This is a genomic window from Pseudomonas sp. WS 5078, from assembly GCF_012985745.1.
Classification (GTDB): Bacteria; Pseudomonadota; Gammaproteobacteria; order Pseudomonadales; family Pseudomonadaceae; genus Aquipseudomonas; species Aquipseudomonas lundensis_A.
Window position 1 is genome coordinate 556602 of the sequence record NZ_JAAQWX010000001.1, and the last position, 17241, is coordinate 573842.

Here is a 17241-nt window from a genome sequence, read left to right on the forward strand (position 1 = left end):
AATTTGTGAGCCAGCCTACGCCAGCAGTGCGTACCTTCCAAGACTTGATCCTCGCCCTCCAGCAATACTGGGCCGAGCAAGGTTGTGTGGTGCTTCAGCCCTACGATATGGAAGTGGGCGCCGGCACATTCCATACCGCCACTTTTTTGCGCTCCCTGGGCCCAGAAACGTGGAACGCCGCTTATGTGCAGCCCAGTCGTCGTCCGACTGACGGCCGCTACGGCGAAAACCCGAACCGTTTGCAGCACTACTACCAGTTCCAGGTGGTATTGAAGCCAAACCCGCCTAATTTCCAGGAACTGTACCTGGGCTCGCTGAAACACATCGGCCTCGACCCGCTGGTGCACGACATCCGTTTCGTTGAAGACAACTGGGAATCGCCAACACTGGGCGCCTGGGGTCTGGGCTGGGAAATCTGGCTCAACGGCATGGAGGTCACCCAGTTCACCTACTTCCAGCAAGTAGGCGGCATTGAGTGCTACCCGGTAACCGGCGAAATCACCTACGGTCTTGAGCGACTGGCGATGTACCTGCAAGGCGTGGATTCCGTCTACGACCTGGTCTGGACTGACGGCCCGTTCGGCAAAGTGACCTACGGCGACGTGTTCCACCAGAACGAAGTCGAGCAGTCGACTTACAACTTCGAACACGCCAACGTCGACAAACTGTTTGAACTGTTCGATTTCTACGAAAGCGAAGCCAAGCGCCTGATCGAACTCGACCAGCCGCTGCCGTTGCCAAGCTACGAAATGGTGCTCAAGGCGTCGCACACCTTCAACTTGCTGGATGCGCGCCGGGCCATTTCCGTGACGGCTCGTCAGCAGTACATCCTGCGTGTGCGTACCCTGGCGCGTTCGGTGGCTCAGGCGTACCTCGAAGCTCGCGCCAAGTTGGGCTTCCCGATGGCACCCCCTGATTTGCGTGATGAAGTGTTGGCTAAGTTGGAGGCTGCACAATGAGTGCTCAAGATTTTCTGGTTGAACTGGGCACTGAAGAACTGCCACCAAAAGCCCTCAACACACTGGCCGAAGCCTTTCTCGCCGGGATTGAAAAGGGCCTGCAAAACGCTGGCCTGAACTTCTCCGCGAAAAAAGTCTACGCGGCGCCGCGTCGTCTGGCCGTGCTGTTGACGCAGCTCGACACTCAGCAGCCGGACCGCAGCATCAACATCGACGGCCCGCCACGTCAGGCCGCATTCGATGCTGAAGGCAACCCGACTCAGGCAGCCTTGGGTTTTGCCAAAAAATGCGGCGTTGAACTGAGCGAAATCGATCAAAGCGGTCCGAAACTGCGTTTCAGCCAGGTGATTGTCGGCAAGCCGACCGCCAGCCTGCTGCCGACCATCGTTGAAGATTCATTGAATGACTTGCCGATTCCAAAGCGCATGCGCTGGGGCGCGCGCAAGGAAGAATTCGTACGTCCGACCCAGTGGCTGGTCATGCTGCTGGGCGATGAAGTGGTCGACTGCACGATCCTTGCGCAGAAAGCCGGTCGCGACTCCCGTGGTCACCGCTTCCACCACCCTGAAAGCGTGCGTATCACCTCGCCCGCCAACTACCTTGAAGACCTGCGCAAAGCCTACGTACTGGCGGACTTCAACGAGCGCCGTGAGCTGATTGCCAAACGCGTGGCCGAGTTGGCGACGCTGCAGGAAGGCACCGCCATCGTGCCGCCAAGCCTGCTCGACGAAGTGACTGCGCTGGTCGAATGGCCTGTGCCGCTGGTGTGCTCGTTCGAAGAACGCTTCCTTGATGTACCGCAAGAAGCGCTGATCACCACCATGCAGGACAACCAGAAGTATTTCTGCCTGCTGGACGTGGATGGCAAGTTGCTGCCGCGCTTTATCACCGTGGCCAATATTGAGAGCAAAGACCCGCAGCAGATCATCTCGGGTAACGAGAAAGTCGTGCGCCCACGCCTGACGGACGCCGAGTTCTTCTTCAAGCAAGACAAGAAGCAGACGCTCGAAGACTTCAACCTGCGCCTGCAAAACGTGGTGTTCCAGGCGCAGTTGGGCAGCGTGTTCGACAAAGCCGAGCGCGTGTCCAAATTGGCCGCATTCATCGCGCCGCGCATTGGCGGCGACGCCCAGCGTGCTGCTCGTGCAGGCTTGTTGTCCAAGTGCGACCTGGCCACTGAAATGGTTGGCGAGTTCCCGGAAATGCAAGGCATTGCCGGTTATTACTACGCCCTCAATGACGGCGAGCCGGAAGACGTTGCACTGGCGCTCAACGAGCAGTACATGCCACGTGGCGCAGGCGCTGAACTGCCGGGCACCCTGACCGGTGCAGCAGTGGCCATCGCTGACAAGCTCGACACCCTGGTCGGCATCTTCGGTATTGGCATGTTGCCAACCGGCAGCAAAGACCCGTATGCCTTACGCCGTGCTGCGCTGGGAATCTTGCGCATCCTGATCGAGAAAAAGCTCGACCTCGACCTGACTGAAGCCGTGAATTTCGCGGTTACAGCGTTCGGCGCCAAGATCAAGTCGGCGGGGCTGGCGGATCAAGTGCTGGAGTTCATCTTCGACCGCCTGCGTGCGCGCTATGAAGACGAAGGCGTGGACGTGGCAACTTACCTCTCGGTACGTGCCCTGCAACCGACCTCGGCGCTGGACTTCGATCAGCGCGTGCAAGCCGTTCAGGCGTTCCGTCAATTGCCGGAAGCCGCAGCACTGGCTGCCGTGAACAAGCGCGTTTCGAACCTGTTGAGCAAAGTGGACGGCAAGGTGTCGACCCACGTTGAAGCCAAGTTCTTCGACAACGCCAGCGAGTTCTCGCTGTACTCGGCCATTCAAAAGGCCGATGAAGCGGTACAGCCGATGGCCGCCGCCCGTCAGTACAACGAAGCGTTGACCCGTCTGGCCGCTCTGCGCGAGCCGGTGGATGCATTCTTCGAAGCCGTGATGATCAACGCCGACGACGCCAATGTGCGGGCTAACCGCTACGCATTGCTGGCGCGCCTGCGCGGTCTGTTCCTCGGCGTTGCCGACATCTCGCTGCTGGGCTAAGGGGCTGCTGTTGAAACTGGTGATTCTCGATCGGGACGGCGTGATCAATTACGACTCCGACGCTTACATCAAGTCTGTCGAGGAGTGGATCCCGCTCCCCGGCGCGATCGAGGCTATCGCGCAGTTGAGCAAGGCCGGCTGGACGGTGTCCATCGCCACCAACCAGTCCGGCATTGCACGCGGTTACTACGACCTCGCCACCCTGAACGCCATGCACGCCCGTCTCCGGGCGCTAGTGGCGGAGCAGGGCGGCGAAGTTGGCTTGATTGTTTTTTGCCCGCATGGGCCCGATGAGGGTTGTGCCTGTCGCAAGCCAAAACCCGGCATGTTGCGCACGATTGCCGAGCATTACGGCGTTGATTTACATGAATGTTGGTTTGTGGGCGACAGTTTGGGTGACTTGCAAGCTGCAGAAGCCGTCGGTTCACAGCCTGTTTTGGTAAAAACCGGAAAAGGCGAAAAAACGTTCGAAAAAAATCTGCCGGCTACTACCCTGATTTTTGACGATCTGGCGGCAGTTGCCGCAGAACTTATCCACACATAAGGCATTTTTGAACACCGGCTGACGTCCGTTGCCCAGGTCTGTTCACAAATGCGTTATCCGCAACGGTAAAAGCCTCTATGTCAATCCTGCAGGCCATCAGAACTTTTTTCTTTTACCTGCTGTTGGGCACCAGCTCGCTGCTGTGGTGCTCGCTGAGTTTTTTTGTCGCCCCCTTTCTGCCGTTCCGTGCGCGTTATCGTTTTATCAACGTGTACTGGTGCCGCTGTGCACTGTGGCTGACACGGGTGTTCCTGAACATTCACGTTGAGGTCAAGGGCGCAGAAAATGTCCCGCAGCGCCCGTGCGTGATTCTGGCCAACCACCAAAGTACCTGGGAGACGTTTTTTCTCTCGGCTTACTTTCAACCGCTGAGCCAGGTGCTCAAACGGGAGCTGTTGTATGTGCCGTTCTTTGGTTGGGCCATGGCCATGCTGCGCCCCATCGCCATCGACCGTGAAAACCCGAAGGCGGCACTCAAACACATTGCTAAAAAGGGCGACGAGCTGCTCAAGGACAACATTTGGGTGCTGATTTTCCCGGAGGGCACGCGGGTTCCCTACGGCACGGTGGGCAAGTTCTCACGGGGCGGTACGGCACTGGCGGTCAACGCAGAATTGCCTGTCTTGCCGATTGCGCATAACGCGGGCAAGTACTGGCCCAAAGAGGGCTGGGCGAAAAAACCCGGCACTATTGAAGTGGTCATTGGCGAACCGATGTACGCCAACGGCACTGGCCCACGGGCAATTGCCGAACTCAATGACCGGGTTCAAGCCTGGAACGAGCAAGCCCAGCGCGACATGGGTTCCCTCCCGCCCGTGGCGGCACCGGCAGATGCATCGCTAAGCTGAGGCAAATTGTGGATAACGTGTGCACAAGTTTTGGATTTCTTTCTAAAAACGCCTGTAACTCGATGATTTAATTACTTATTTCTCGGTATGACTTTTTAGCTAAAAACGTGCATAAGTTTTTCTAAGGCACAAAAAAACCGGCGCTTTGGCCGGTTTTTTTGTGCGCTTCGTACACCGTTTTACTGTGGCCTGGGCCGGTTCACACCGCGCCCTAAACCTTATCGATGTTCACGTTTTTAGTTTCCTTGAGGCACAGCATCCCCACCACCAGACTGACCCCGGTAATCAGCACCGGGTACCACAGCCCGTAAAAGATATCGCCGGTGTACACCACCAGCGCGAACGAGACGGTGGGCAAGAAGCCACCAAACCAGCCATTGCCGATGTGGTACGGCAGCGACATCGAGGTGTAGCGGATGCGGGTCGGGAACAGTTCCACCATCACGGCTGCCAACGGGCCGTAGGTCATGGTCGCAATCAACGTCAGCATGACCATCACCAGCACCACCATCGGCTGGTTGACGGCACTCGGGTCAGCTTTCGCCGGGTAGCCCGCTGCCGAAATGGCGGCGCGCATGGCAGCTTCGTCGAAGCCCTTGATCTGCTGATCACCTACCGACACCTGCACGTCAGTGCCCGGCGCCGCCGCTTCAGAGGTGTACGGCAATCCCTGCTTCACCAGAAAGGTTTTAACCTTGTCGCACGGGCTATCGAAGCGCGCCTTACCCACAGGGTCAAACTGGAACGTGCAGGTCGAAGGGTCGGCCATCACCACAATCGGTGACTGGCGGCTTGCCGCATCAATTTGCGGATTGGCGTAGTGGCTGAGCGCTTTGAACAGCGGGAAGTACAGCACAGTTGCCAACAACAACCCCATCATCAAAATCGGCTTGCGCCCTACGCGGTCCGACAGCCAGCCAAAGAAGATGAAGAACGGCGCGCCGATCACCACACTGATAATCAGCAGCGTATTGGCCTGCGCCGGGTCCATCTTGAGCATCTGCGTGAGGAAGAACAGCACGTAGAACTGCGCCGTATAGAAGGTGACGGCCTGCCCGGCATTGATGCCGAACAACGCAATCAGCACGATCTTGAGGTTTTCCCACTTGCCGAAGGACTCGCGGATCGGTGATTTGCTGCTTTTACCTTCGGCCTTCATTTTCACGAACGCGGGCGACTCATGCATGCTCATGCGGATCCAGGTTGAAATGCACAGCAGCACGATCGACAGCAGGAACGGCAGGCGCCAGCCCCACACTTCAAACTCGTCGCCCGTCAGGTAGCGACAGCCCAGCACCACGACCAGCGACAGCAGCAGACCCAGGGTAGCGGTGGATTGAATCCAGCTGGTATTGAAGCCACGCTTACCGGGTGGTGCGTGCTCAGCCACATAGGTCGCAGCACCGCCGTATTCGCCACCGAGCGCCAGCCCTTGAAGCATGCGCAGCAGCACCAGCATGATCGGGGCCGCAATACCGATGCTGGCATAGGTGGGTAACAGGCCGACGGCAAAGGTAGAAAGGCCCATCAGAACGATGGTCATGAGAAAGGTATATTTTCGCCCGATCATGTCGCCCAAGCGGCCGAACACCAGTGCCCCGAACGGCCGCACCAAGAAACCGGCAGCAAAGGCCATCAGCGCAAAAATGAACGCAGTGGTGTCGTTCACCCCGGCAAAAAACTGCTTGCTGAGGACCGTCGCCAAGGCGCCATACAAGAAAAAGTCATACCACTCGAAAACCGTCCCGAGGGATGACGCAAAAATGATTTTCCGTTCTTCTCGGCCTGTCGGCGCTTTCGCGACGCTGGCCGTTTGTGCGATGGAGTCTGACATGTTCAATGTCCTCGGCCCTTGGGGCCACAGTGATTATTGTTGTTGTCCACTGTCGGTTCCGGATGACTGCGACCGAAACCACGATCGCCTTCAGGCGACCGGTGTTGCTACTGCGCGAGCGGTATCCAACGTTTTTTCCGCCAGATTGACGGGTGTTTCAAGAATCAATTGCGCAGCTTTTTCGCCAATCATCAGCGTAGGCGAACAGGTATTGCCCGACACGATATCGGGCATGATCGACGCATCGGCCACCCTTAATCCGACGACGCCGTGCACCCGCAATTGAGCATCCACCACGGCCTGCGGATCCTGCCCCATGCGGCAGGTGCCAACGGGATGGAAAATCGTCGTACCGATTCGGGCGGCCGCTTCATGCAACTGTTGCTCGGTTTGCAGTTCAGGGCCAGGCAGATATTCCTCGGGGCTGAAGCCTTGTAGAGCAGGGCTGGCGACGATGTTGCGCGTCAACCGGATGGCATCCGCCGCCACGTTTAAATCGTCGGGATGACTGAGGTAGTTGGGATCGATCAGCGGCGCATCGTCCGGGTCGGCAGAACGGATATCCACCCGGCCGCGGCTTTTCGGGCGCAGGTTGCACACTGACGCGGTAAAAGCCGGGAAGGTGTGCAACGGTTCGCCAAAGCGCTCCAGCGACAATGGCTGCACGTGGTACTGCAAATTCGCTGAAGGCTGTGCGGGGTCTGACTTCACAAACGCTCCCAACTGGCTAGGCGCCATGGCCAGCGGGCCGCTGCGATCGTAGGCGTACCGCAGACCCATGCCCAGTTTGCCCCACAGGCTATTGGCCACCTGATTAAGGGTGCGCGCCTTGCTCAGTTTGAAGATCAGGCGCAGTTGCAGGTGATCTTGCAAGTTGCCACCGACACCGGGTAGCTCATGCTCGAGCTTGATGCCCAGGCTTTCGAGCAAAGGGCGCGGGCCAATCCCCGAGCGCTGCAAAATCCCCGGTGACCCTATCGCGCCAGCACACAGAATAATTTCACGCTGTGCTTTGAAGTCGTGTTCAGCGCCTTGCCAGCGAGCGCGCACATGGGTAGCACGGCCTTCGTCTAACAGCACTTTATTGACCTGAACGTCGGTCCGCACGGTCAGGTTCGGCCGTTTGAGGATCGGGCGCAAAAAAGCCTTAGATGCATTCCAGCGTACGCCTGCGCGCTGATTGACCTGAAAGTAGCCGCAGCCCTGATTGTCGCCGGTGTTGAAATCATCCACGGTCGGGATGCCGCTTTGGGCAGCAGCGTCGCGGAAAGCATCGAGGATGGGCCACGAATAACGCTGTTGTTCAACGCGCCATTCGCCGTCACTGCTGTGCATATCTGCGTTGCCGCCGTAGTGCTTTTCGCTGCGTTTGAACAGCGGCAGCACGTCTTTCCAGGCCCAGCCCGGGTTGCCCTGTTCGGCCCAACGGTCGTAATCACTCGCCTGCCCGCGCATGTAGATCATGCCGTTGATCGACGAACAACCGCCCAGTACCTTGCCCCGTGGATAACTCAGGCTGCGGCCTTGCAGCCCCGCCTGCACCTCGGTTTTAAAGCACCAGTCGGTGCGCGGGTTACCTATGCAATAGAGGTAGCCCACGGGAATATGAATCCACGGGTAGTTGTCGCGGCCACCGGCTTCGAGCAACAGCACTGAGTGGGCCGGGTTGGCCGACAACCGGTTGGCCAGCACAGAACCGGCAGGGCCTGCGCCCACGATGATGTAGTCATAGACCTGAGTCGCTGATGGCATGAAGCACCTCGCGCCTGTATTTATTTTTATTGTCCTGCCCCATCGTATTGATTAATTTCGAGATGAAAACGCGCGATTTCGCCCATGGCCTGTGCGTTTTTGCACAACACCTCTGACAGCTGCGCCCGAGGACTCTCATGTTCGACTGGAATGACTTGCGGTATTTTCTGGAGTTGCAGCGCAGCGGCCGCTTATTGACCGCCGCCAAACGCCTCAACACCACCCACAGCACGGTGGCGCGGCACATTGAGACCATCGAACAGCATCTTGGGACGGCGCTGTTCGTGCAGCACGCGCAAGGGTACGAACTGACCCCGGCCGGGCAAGCGCTGCTCAAACACGCCGAAGCGATGGAAAACGTCGCACTCCTGGCTCAGGAAGAAATCACCCAGGCCATGGCGCCGCTGGGCAAGATCCGTCTGGGCGTCACCGAAGGCATCGGCATCATGTTTATCACAGCGCGTCTACGTGGCCTGTTTGAGCGCTATCCGGGTCTGGAGGTGGAACTGGTGGCGGTGCCGCGCTTTGTCAGCATTCTTAACCGTGAGGCCGAAATCAGCATCCATCTGGAACGGCCTAACGCCGACCTGTTGATTACCCGCAAACTCACGGATTACACCCTCGGGCTTTATGCCAGCCCCCTGTATCTGGAGAGGGCACCCGCGCTAAAGGATCGCGATGACCTGACCCATCACTATTGGATTGGTTATGTCGACGACCTGTTGTTCAGCCAGGAACTGCTGTTTCTCAATACGTTCTGCCGCACCCCGACCGTGACGTTTCGCAGTACCAGCGTGATCGCACAGCAACAGGCGGCCCGTGCGGGGTTGGGCATTGCCGTACTGCCCAACTACATGGCCCGCCACGACCCTGAGCTGGTGCGGGTCTTGCCACAGGAGTCGGTACAACGCAGCTACTGGATCAGCACCCGTCGCGAATTGCACAAATCTGTGCGGTTGCGCGTGGTGTGGGATTTTTTACTGGAGTTATGCACAGCCGAACAGCACACCCTGCTGGCGCCCTGATCGGGACGACGCCGTGTTGGGGCTGTGGATATCTTCCAAAAACGCGAAACAGCCCACAGCTCGGGGTTAAATCCGGCAGAGGCCAGCACCCTGTTCTAGAGTCACGCCCTTAAACAGGGACTTCGCGATAGAAGCCTGCGCTCTAATAACGATAAGAAGTGAGCTTTTATGAACAGGGACGTTCGTCGTGGCAGCGCCGCGCCTATGCTATGTGCCAGCCTGCTGGTGATTCTTTCTACCCCGGCCCGGGGGATGTACCAGGAACAGGGCACACTGGGCGATGCGGCGAGCTGGCGCTCTGCCGAGTACTTGCAAGACTGGGGGCTTAAGCGACTTTCGGCCGATGCGGCGTACGCGGCGGGTGTTACCGGGGCAGGGGTCAACATCGGCGTCATGGACTCGGGATTTGATCCGGGGCATCCCGAAGCTACCCGCTTCCATCCCGTGATAGCCAGTGGTCAGTCCGCAGACGGCACGCCGTTTGCTGTCAGCGGTGTGCTCAACCCGCGTAACGATTCCCACGGCACCCACGTCACCGGCACCATCGCTGCCGCTCGGGACGGTGTCGGCATGCACGGTGTGGCCTTCAATGCCGATCTGTATGTGGCCAATACCAATCAGAACGACAGTTTTCTATTCGGCCCCCACCCGGATGCGCTGTATTTCAAGGCCGCCTATAACGCGCTGGCGGACGCAGGCGTGCGGGCGATCAACAACAGTTGGGGCAGCCAGCCCAAAGATGTGAACTATCAAACCCTCGATGGCCTGCATGCAGCTTATGCACAGCACTACAACCAGAGCACCTGGCTGGATGCCGCTGCAGATGTGTCGCGTCGGGGAGTGATTAATGTATTCAGCGCCGGTAACAGCGGGGTGGCCAACGCGAGCGTGCGGTCGGCGTTGCCGTACTTTCAACCCGATCTTGAAGGACATTGGCTGGCAGTCTCCGGGCTGGATAAAAATAACCAGCAAAAGTACAACCAGTGCGGCATCGCCAAGTATTGGTGTATCGCCACCCCCGGCGCATTGATCAACAGCACCATCCCGGGGGATGGCTACGGGGTGAAATCCGGGACGTCAATGTCGGCACCGCACGCCACGGGCGCTCTGGCGCTGGTGATGGAGCGCTATCCGTACCTGAACAACAGACAAGCCCTCGACGTCTTGCTGACGACCTCCACCCAACTGGACGGCTCGCTCACTCAGACGCCGAATGAGCGGGTAGGTTGGGGCGTGCCGGATCTGGACCGGGCCATGAAAGGGCCGGGGCAGTTGCTCGGGACGTTTGATGTGCAATTGGCCAACGGCCAACACGACGTGTGGAGCAATAACCTGACTGATACCGCGCTCGCCTCCCGTCAGCAAGAAGACGCGGCCGAGCATCAAGCGTGGCAACAAACCCTGATCGACAAGGGCTGGACCCAAGGCCTTGCGAGCAGCGCCAGCCAGCAAGATCAAACCGATTACGCGATAGGCACAGCCCGCGATGCCGCCGCCGCACAACGCGAATACCAGGGCAGCCTGATCAAGTCCGGGGCGGGCAGCCTCACGCTGACCGGCGCCAATACGTACCGTGGCGCCACCACCGTCAATGACGGCCGACTCAACGTTAATGGCTCAATCACATCGCCTGTGACCATCAACGGCAGCGGCTCGTTGGGTGGATCGGGCAGCGTTGGCAGTTTAATCGCCAACACGGGCGCGACTGTGGCCCCGGGCAACTCGATTGGCGCGCTCAGCGTCGCGGGTGACGTGACCTTTAAGTCCGGCTCGACGTACGCCGTTGAGTTATCCCCAACCCAAAGCGACCGCCTTGTCGCGGGCGGTAAAGCCACATTGGAGGGTGGCACTGTGACACTGGCGCTGGAAAACACCCCAGGCCTGCTCACCCAGCCGCAAGCACGCAGCCTGTTGGGCCGCCCGTATCAAATCCTGCAAGCCGCGGGCGGTATTGAAGGGCAGTTCGCCAGTGTCATGCCCAACTTCCTGTTTATCGGGGCGAACCTCAACTACTCGGCCACCGCCGTGCAGATGGACATTGAGCGCAATGCGACCTCGTTTGCCGCAGTTGGCGCTACACCGAACCAGCGCGCTGTGGCCGCCGCCAGTGAACAACTGGGCGCCGGCAATGCGGTGTATGAAAGCGTTTTAAGCGCACCGTCGATCGCGATGGCTCAAAGCGCGTTTCAGCAGTTGTCAGGGGAAATCCATCCGGCATTGGGCACGACGCTGATCAACGACAGCCGCCATTTACGGGAGGCAGTGGGTGAACGCCTCAACCCGGCAGACGCCTACAACGCGTCGCACGCCGCGCCTGAGGTGTGGTTTAAAGCGCTGGGTGCGTGGGGCAAGACCGATTCACGTCATGACACGGCGGATTACACCACCTCACTAGGTGGGGCAGTGGCAGGCGTGGACGGCGCATTAAATGACGAAACCCGGCTCGGCCTGCTGGGCGGTTACAGCGACAGCTCGCTGAACATGGGCGCAGGCACGCACTCGCGAGCGGCGGTGGACAGCTATCACATTGGCGCCTACATCGGGCATGCTCTGGGCGACGTACGCCTGAGCGGCGGCGCAACGTACAGCTGGCACCGTGCCGATGTGAAACGCGACGTGCAGTACAACAACAGCACCGCCAAACAAAAAACCAAACGTGACGCGCAAACCGTGCAGGTGTTTACCGAAGCGGCCTATCGCGTGGACTTGCCTGCGGTGGGATTAGAACCGTTCGCCAATCTGGCGTATATCCACCTGAACAGTGAGGGGTTCACCGAAAAAGGGGATGCCACCGCACTCAAAGGCAGCCGCGATCAACGCGACGCCGTCCTTAGCACGTTAGGTCTGCGGGCATTGAAAACGGTGCATATCGCGCAGCAGCCGCTGGATCTGGCGGGCAGCTTGGGCTGGCAGCACAACCTCAGCGCAGTCGATTCCGACACCCATTTGCGCTTCGCCTCGGGCGGGCCGCGCTTCACCGTTGAAAGTTCGCCGCTGGTACGGGACGCCGCACTCATCGGCGCGCACGCCAGCCTCGCGATCAACCGCGACCTGCGCATCAACCTGGATTACAGCGGCCAATTGGCGAATCGGGAAAAGACCCACGGCGTGGGCCTGAGCCTGAATTGGCAGTTCTGATTTCACCCCTTTCGTCACCACCCTGTGCCTAGAGGCACAGGGCTCATCTGCACTTCACCAAGGAAGGTCATTAAATGGACGTAACACGTGGGCAGCTTTTGCCTGTAGGAAAAGTAAGTACGCTGCCGTTTAAAAAACGGGCCATGTCATTGGCATTGGGCATGGCGTATGTGGGCATGATCGGGCAGGTGCAGGCTGCCCCTTATGTGGAGGCCGGGCGGGCAGGGCAGCCCGATAGCTGGCGCAGCCCGGAATTCAAGGCGGACTGGGGCTTGGGCGCGATCAATGCGCAGGATGCCTACGCAGGGGGCTACAGCGGCAAGGGCGTCAAACTCGGGATTTTCGATCAGCCGGTCTACGCACAGCATCCCGAGTTCAACAGCCCGAACAAAGTCATCACCCTGACGACCACCGGTATTCGCGAATACACCGACCCCTACATTCCAGTCAAAGCCGGTGACGCGTTCATTTACGACGGCAGCCCTTCTGCCGGATCGGATGGCAAATTGGGCTCCCACGGCACCCACGTCGGCGGCATTGCGGGGGGTAACCGCGATGGCGGCCCGATGCATGGCGTAGCCTATGACGCGCAAATCATCATGGCCGACAACGGCGACCCCGGCCCGGAAGACGGCATTATTCGCGGTAACGACGGCGCCGTTTACAAAGCCGGTTGGGATGCGCTGGCCGCCAGCGGGGCGCGGATCATCAACAACAGTTGGGGCATTGGCATCACCGATACGTTTCGTCTGGGCGGGCGCGATCCGGCCTATCCACACTTCACCGTGGCCGACGCGCAGAAGCAGTTCGATCAAATCGTGCCGCTGCTGGACACCAAGGCAGGTGGCGCTTACAGCGGTGCCATCGAATCGGCGCGCAGTGGCATCGTGACCATTTTCGCCGCCGGTAATGACTACAACCTCAATAACCCGGACGCCATTGCCGGGCTGGCGCATTTCGTCCCGGACATCGCACCTAACTGGATCACAGTGGCCAGCTTGCAGAAAAACCCGGACACCGCCAGCGCCATCCCTTACACCCTAAGTACGTTCTCATCGCGCTGCGGGTATGCGGCAAGTTTCTGCGTGTCCGCACCGGGCACGGGGATCTACAGCGCCGTGATTGGCGGCACAACCCTGGACAACATGACGGTCGGTTACGGCAATAAAAGCGGAACCTCAATGGCGGCGCCTCATGTAGCAGGCAGCGCAGCGGTATTAATGGAGCGCTTCCCCTACATGACCGGTGCGCAAGTGGCAGGCGTGCTCAAATCCACGGCAACCGACCTGGGCGCGGCGGGTGTGGACGAGCTGTACGGCTGGGGCATGATCAACCTGCACAAAGCCATCGATGGGCCCGGCATGTTCATCGCCGATGCCGATATCCCACAAACGTTGCGGGTAGAGGGGTCGTACGGCGACGGCCAGTTTGTGGCAGACCTGCCGGGCGTGGGCGCGATGATTGATGCCGGAAAACCCACAGAGCGACGCTGCACCGATGTCAGCTGCGGCCTGGATGTCTGGCGTAACGATATTGGCGGCCATGGCGGGCTGACCAAGCAAGGCATCGGTACATTGGTGCTGGCTGGCGCCAATACCTACAGTGGGCCGACGGCAATCAATCAGGGCTTGCTGGCGGTGAACGGTTCGCTCAGCTCCGCCGTGACGGTCAACCAAAACGGCGTACTGGGTGGCAGTGGCCAGGTTGGCGCGCTTACTGCCAACGCGGGCGGTACTGTCGCGCCGGGCAATTCTATCGGCACGCTCAACGTGGCGGGTAACGTAACCTTCGAGCCCGGCTCAACCTACGCCGTCGAGTTATCCCCAACCCAAAGCGACCGACTCGTGGCGGGCGGTAAAGCCACATTGAATGGCGGCACAGTGACCCTGGCACTGGAAAACAATCCTGCGCTTTTGAGTCGCCAGGAAGCCGGCAGCCTGTTGGGTCAGCAGTTCGACATTCTGCAGGCCGCGGGTGGGGTAGAGGGGCAGTTCGCAAGCGTCTTGCCGAACTACCTCTTCATCGGCGGGCAACTGGATTATTCAGCCACTGCAGTGCAACTGGGCATCGAGCGCACTGCCGCGTCGTTCGCCAGTGTCGCACTCACACCTAACCAACGTGCAGTGGCTGGCGCAGCGGAAGGACTGAACGCTGGCAATGCGGTGTATGAAGGGATTTTGCTGTCCCCATCTGTCACCAGCGCACGTCAGGCATATCAGCAATTAAGTGGTGAGATACACCCGGCCATTGCTACACAACTGATCAATGACAGTCGTCACTTACGGGATGCCGTGGGTGATCGGTTGCGCCAGCATGATCTCTACACAGCCAGTGCGCAGGCATCCGGGCAAAACAGTGTATGGGTCAAGGCGCTCGGCGCGTGGGGTAAAACTGACGCGGGTTCATCCAACGCGCAATACACCACCTCATTGGGCGGCATGTTAATCGGGGCGGATGGGCTGATTAGCGAAGCCACACGCCTGGGCGTGTTCACCGGCTATAGCCACAGCGGCCTGAACATGGGAGAGGGAACGCACGCCAACGCGTCGACCGACAGCTACCACCTTGGCGCCTACGTGGGGCATGAAATCGATGCCCTGCGCCTGAGTGCGGGCGGATCCTATAGCTGGAACCGCATCGACGTGAAACGTGATGTGCAATTTGCAGACATCGATACCAAACAAAAAACCAAACGCGATGCGGAAACGGCGCAAGTATTCACCGAAGCGGCTTACCGCATCGAACTGCCAGCGTTGGCGCTCGAACCCTTCGCCAACCTGGCGTATGTACACGTGCGCAGTGACAGCTTCCATGAAAAGGGTGGAGCCGCTGCCCTTAAGGGAAGCCGAGATAATCGCGAAGCCGTGTTGTCGACGCTGGGCATGCGAGCTGCAAAAACCTTCATCCTCAATAGCGATCAGCACATGGAGGTAGCCGGCAGTTTGGGGTGGCAGCACAACCTCAACGCCGTGGGCTCGGATCAGGATCTGAGCTTCGTGGCAGGCAGCACACCGTTCAGCGTGCACAGTGTTTCACTGGCCCGCGATGCCGCAGTAATCGGTGCTCAAGTAGGCGTGGCGTTGGGTAAAAGCACACGTCTGGAGCTGGACTACAACGGGCAATTGAGCAACAAGGACAAAACGCACGGGGTAGGGCTGAACCTGAGCTGGCAGTTCTGATAAACAACTTTTCGCACGCATAAAAAAGGCCAACGCAAGCGTTGGCCTTTTTTTCCTGCATTACAGCCGCTGTAGGTTCACAAAATAGATGATTCGGGAGACCCAGCAAACGCAGGGAAAATATCATTTTTTCTGTGACCGCCAAGGACGGGAATCACAGAAAAGATGAGAAAAGCCTACTGGATTCACAAAATAGATGCGCTCTCGGCCCAGACAGAGGTTTCAGAGAGCGGCGGTTCTTCAACGCAGTTTGTGCGTTTAAAGAAGACCCCATACACCTCACTTGTGGAGCGCGCATGCCGGTGATGCCGTAAGGTGATGGACCCATGCCGCCAATCTTTCGAGATTGCTCTCGCCAATACCATGGCGGGATAGGGTCGCGTAGACCTAAAAGGCCCGGCCTATTCTTCAAATCAGACAAAAGTGCCCGGCTAGCATAGTTAGGTATTTGAGCTGTATCTTGGCAATGGCGAGGACTACTCGGTAATCAGTTCGCGCCACCGGCCAAGTATCAACGACAAACAGCTTTTGACTGTCTTCACAGATCTAACAATCGGCAGCAGTTCAACCAAGTCGGCATTCACTGCATCTCACTCACACCCATCAGGCTTGTTGGCTCCTTCGTGTTCGTCGCTAGGGCCTGGTAACCCTCGCCCCCCACCCCGAGTCGTCAAGAACAGTTACCGTTAGATTATTTAGTGCACTGTATGCACACACAGGCTGGTTGCATAACCACTATCTGGCGGATTAACATCATGCTTCGTGGTAACGCCTCGCCCATGAATTGTGGAGTAGTCCATGTCCTCATTGCTCAAAGTAACTCACGAAATCAAATATCTGGACGAAATCAAAAGTCTTTTCACTATTGATTTTGAAGGACTATTGACCAAGGAAACATACAGCCATCCCCTGCGCTCATATCATTTGATCAGGTCAGAAGCACGGTGTCAGTTTCTCAAAAAAGGCAGCCGGTGCGGACAGGAACATTCACGAGGCTTCGCTGTGGAATGCAAAGATGGTCAGCACGTTTTAATCGGGAATTGCTGCGCTTTTAATCACCTTGGTCTCGATGACGATCAAGTTAAAAATACGTTTCGCCAATTATCCTCCGTAGAACGCATATCCATTCGCAGCCACAGAATAGGTAAAATGCTTGATCAGAGGTCTGAACTCCTCTCGCGTATTAAAAGCGCTCTTAAACAGCTGCGTTCGCTACAGCTAGATATATTTAAAATACATAAAGAATTTCCACCTTCGGTTATCGAAAACCTAGTGGAGCGCTGGCGCCGTGACTCTCTCCAGGTGACATGGGAATACCAAATCACCAAGAGGGACGAAAACGCGAAAGGCAGAGATGCTTTTGAACGTCGGTGGTATCCCCATATCTGCGGTTTTATAAAAGGGCTCGGTCTTTGGCTAGACCTTGATGCGCAAAAATACCAAGAAAGGTTGTATGCATTTCTTCATGAGGTCGAAGCCTTACCTACCAAAAAAAACCTATCCAAGGCTGATCTTGACTCCTCAGAGGCTGTTTTTCGAGAGCTTGGCGCAATCTCAGTTATTGAACGCGAGATCAGTGATCAACAAAAATTGCTCATTGATTTTCTTGAGCCCACCAACCTTCTGTTAACCGTACAGCTCGTTAAAAACCAAGCTCTTAGAGCAAAGAACGTCGAAGCAGTACAGAGGCTAACTTCGACGTTACTCGGAGTACGCCCCGATCATTTTGTAGCGACGCTTGATCAAGATATAAAGCAGCACTACGGTGCGACAGGCATACGTATCGCATCGTAATTAGAAGTGCCGCTCTACGCACCGAGCGTCAAAAATACTACCCACTACCTAACTTCCAGTTTTAGGCTTCCAGGCCGATAACAGATGTGAAGATAGTCAAAGAGGAACCTCACTCAT

General features: G+C 57.9%; 10 protein-coding genes. 8 read left to right on the forward strand and 2 right to left on the reverse strand.

All coding sequences use genetic code 11. The annotated features are described in order from the left end of the window. Nucleotides 1-5 precede the first annotated feature (5 nt). The 4 genes from glyQ (at nucleotide 6) to HBN68_RS02635 (ending at nucleotide 4402) form a co-directional block, all read left to right on the forward strand. A complete protein-coding gene (gene glyQ / locus HBN68_RS02620; protein ID WP_003437964.1) occupies nucleotides 6-959 on the forward strand; it encodes a glycine--tRNA ligase subunit alpha in 954 nt (317 codons plus the stop codon). Then, complete coding sequence (gene glyS / locus HBN68_RS02625) at nucleotides 956-3010, forward strand: glycine--tRNA ligase subunit beta (RefSeq protein WP_094994940.1); 2055 nt, start codon at nucleotides 956-958, stop codon at nucleotides 3008-3010. Before glyQ ends, glyS begins: the two co-directional genes overlap by 4 nt. Nucleotides 3011-3014: 4 nt before the next feature. After that, entirely contained in the window at nucleotides 3015-3554 is a 540-nt protein-coding gene (gene gmhB / locus HBN68_RS02630; RefSeq protein ID WP_169962565.1) for a D-glycero-beta-D-manno-heptose 1,7-bisphosphate 7-phosphatase, read from the forward strand. Between the two features lie 77 nt (nucleotides 3555-3631). Beyond that, nucleotides 3632-4402 carry a lysophospholipid acyltransferase family protein gene (locus HBN68_RS02635; RefSeq protein ID WP_169962458.1) on the forward strand — a complete coding sequence of 257 codons (771 nt, stop codon included), beginning with the start codon at nucleotides 3632-3634 and terminating at the stop codon, nucleotides 4400-4402. A gap of 211 nt (nucleotides 4403-4613) precedes the next feature. Here the strand turns inward: HBN68_RS02635 and HBN68_RS02640 are convergent, their stop codons facing one another. Continuing rightward, nucleotides 4614-6236, reverse strand: coding sequence for an MFS transporter (locus HBN68_RS02640; protein ID WP_169962460.1), 1623 nt, complete (start codon nucleotides 6234-6236; stop codon nucleotides 4614-4616). Between the two features lie 90 nt (nucleotides 6237-6326). After that, nucleotides 6327-7988 carry a GMC family oxidoreductase N-terminal domain-containing protein gene (locus tag HBN68_RS02645; RefSeq protein ID WP_169962462.1) on the reverse strand — a complete coding sequence of 554 codons (1662 nt, stop codon included), beginning with the start codon at nucleotides 7986-7988 and terminating at the stop codon, nucleotides 6327-6329. Between the two features lie 137 nt (nucleotides 7989-8125). Here HBN68_RS02645 and HBN68_RS02650 point away from each other — a divergent pair, with 137 nt between their 5' ends. The 4 genes from HBN68_RS02650 (at nucleotide 8126) to HBN68_RS02665 (ending at nucleotide 17124) form a co-directional block, all read left to right on the forward strand. Further along, nucleotides 8126-9013 (forward strand): LysR family transcriptional regulator, encoded by an 888-nt coding sequence (locus HBN68_RS02650; RefSeq protein ID WP_169962464.1) that lies wholly within the window; start codon nucleotides 8126-8128, stop codon nucleotides 9011-9013. A 168-nt stretch (nucleotides 9014-9181) separates the two neighbouring features. After that, entirely contained in the window at nucleotides 9182-12151 is a 2970-nt protein-coding gene (locus HBN68_RS02655; protein WP_169962466.1) for an autotransporter serine protease, read from the forward strand. A gap of 143 nt (nucleotides 12152-12294) precedes the next feature. Next, nucleotides 12295-15330, forward strand: coding sequence for an autotransporter serine protease (locus HBN68_RS02660; RefSeq protein ID WP_262373404.1), 3036 nt, complete (start codon nucleotides 12295-12297; stop codon nucleotides 15328-15330). Nucleotides 15331-16128: 798 nt separating this feature from the next. Continuing rightward, complete coding sequence (locus tag HBN68_RS02665) at nucleotides 16129-17124, forward strand: hypothetical protein (RefSeq protein ID WP_094988635.1); 996 nt, start codon at nucleotides 16129-16131, stop codon at nucleotides 17122-17124. The last annotated feature ends 117 nt before the right edge of the window (nucleotides 17125-17241 follow it).

Bases quoted from the DNA above. Each gene is read 5' to 3' on its own strand.
- glyS (WP_094994940.1), top strand. From the start codon at position 956: ATGAGTGCTCAAGATTTTCTGGTTGAACTGGGCACTGAAGAACTGCCA.
- HBN68_RS02635 (WP_169962458.1), top strand. From the start codon at position 3,632: ATGTCAATCCTGCAGGCCATCAGAACTTTTTTCTTTTACCTGCTGTTG.
- HBN68_RS02640 (WP_169962460.1), bottom strand. From the start codon at position 6,236: ATGTCAGACTCCATCGCACAAACGGCCAGCGTCGCGAAAGCGCCGACA.
- HBN68_RS02645 (WP_169962462.1), bottom strand. From the start codon at position 7,988: ATGCCATCAGCGACTCAGGTCTATGACTACATCATCGTGGGCGCAGGC.
- HBN68_RS02650 (WP_169962464.1), top strand. From the start codon at position 8,126: ATGTTCGACTGGAATGACTTGCGGTATTTTCTGGAGTTGCAGCGCAGC.
- HBN68_RS02655 (WP_169962466.1), top strand. From the start codon at position 9,182: ATGAACAGGGACGTTCGTCGTGGCAGCGCCGCGCCTATGCTATGTGCC.
- HBN68_RS02660 (WP_262373404.1), top strand. From the start codon at position 12,295: ATGTCATTGGCATTGGGCATGGCGTATGTGGGCATGATCGGGCAGGTG.
- HBN68_RS02665 (WP_094988635.1), top strand. From the start codon at position 16,129: ATGTCCTCATTGCTCAAAGTAACTCACGAAATCAAATATCTGGACGAA.